Origin of the sequence: uncultured Cardiobacterium sp. (assembly GCF_938028825.1) — a bacterium.
Taxonomy (GTDB): Bacteria; Pseudomonadota; Gammaproteobacteria; order Cardiobacteriales; family Cardiobacteriaceae; genus Cardiobacterium.
Map to the genome: position 1 here is coordinate 1 of NZ_CALIZP010000040.1, position 1,458 is coordinate 1,458.

General features: G+C 65.4%; 1 protein-coding gene. It reads right to left on the reverse strand.

All coding sequences use genetic code 11. The features are described 5' to 3' along the window. Positions 1-202 precede the first annotated feature (202 nt). A complete protein-coding gene (locus tag Q0562_RS06230; RefSeq protein ID WP_298642592.1) occupies positions 203-1,303 on the reverse strand; it encodes a phosphoribosyltransferase domain-containing protein in 1,101 nt (366 codons plus the stop codon). Between the last annotated feature and the right edge of the window lie 155 nt (positions 1,304-1,458).

Genomic DNA, 1,458 nt, shown 5'->3' on the forward strand with positions numbered 1-1,458 from the left:
TGGCGGGGTCAGGTTTTATCCCGCTTGGCGGGGTCAGGTTTTATCCCGCTTGGCGAGGTCAGGTTTTATCCCGCTTGGCGCGTGCCGAACGTAAATCTCGCACAAAAAAAGCCCCTCCCCTTTATTTATGGGGGAGGGTTGGGGTGGGGGTTGAACAAAACCGAGCAGCGACAAAGCCCAGTATTTACGCCGCTTGGCGGGGTCAGTAATAACACCGCTTGGCGCGCAAATGCAGCAGTCGCACATCCAGCGTTGCCGCAGTTTCCCGCAATGCCGCGTTGGCGGGGTGTTCGTGACAGATAAAGATGTGGTCGTAGGCGCGCGGGTCGGCGAGGTTGTAGAGGTAGTAGGGCACATCCGCATCGTAGGGGTCGGCAAAGCGGCGTTTGTGTTGCAGCGCGCCCCAGACGAGGGCGGGCGAGCGGCTGCTTGATTGCAGGTACACCTCCGCACCGCTGCGCGCGGCGAGCGCGCGCGCAAAGACGGCAGGCGGGTGGATGAATTCGCCGCTGCCGAGGACGAGGACGCGCGCGCCGCCGCGAATGTCGCCCGTCTCCGTCCAGGCGGCGGAATCCAGCCGCACCGCCTGGTGGACACCGAGGCGGCCAAAGCCGCTGTCAGCGATGGTAATAGGCACTTCCTGCACGCTGGCAACGGGCGGCACGGCTGCGGTCGCTTCGTAATGCCAGCGGCCGCGCAGCAGGCTGTGGCGCTGCACGTCGCTAGCGGCGGCAGGCGGGCTGAAATCGGTGAGCGAGAGCCAGTGCGTCGTGCGCAGGGCGGGCAGTTGCGGGCGCAGGGCGGATGCGAGGGCGCGGAAGGTGTTGCCGGTCGAGAGTTCGTCGTCAATCAGCACCAGACTTTGGGCGGCGGCGAGCAGGCGGCGGTCGGCGGGCAGGTGCAACCATTGCTGCGCGGCGTGGCTGTGGCTTTCTTCAAAGGGGCAGATGGCGGCATCCCGGACGCGCAGGCGGCTGGTATGCAGGTAGAGCGCGGGTGTGGCGGGGCGGGCGGCAAGCCAGGCCTCAAAGACGCCTTGCGCCAGTGCGGTGGCGGTTTCCGCCATGCCGATGAAGAGCACGGGGGCGGGCAGGCCGGCGGGCAGCTTGGCGGCGAGCAGGCGGTGGATGCGGCCGAGGGTCGCGACCGGCACAGGGATGTGTTTGCCCAGCACTTTGCTGACGAAGAGGAAGGCGCGGCGCGGATTGGCGCGCGCGCCGAGGGCGAAGAGTTCGTCCGGCGGCAGGTCGGCGTGGTCGATGCGGAGGCTGAGGGTGCCGTAGGGCAGGCGGTAGGCGGGCATGGCGGGGTAAGTGATTAAAAATGCGCGCATTATAAGCGGGGTAATGCTGGTACAATCGCCCGCACCTTATTCCCCTCAATCCGCGCAACATAAGGAGCGTTTATGGCAGTCAATCTGCAAAAAGGCCAGAAAATTTCTCTGGAAAAAGAAGCGGG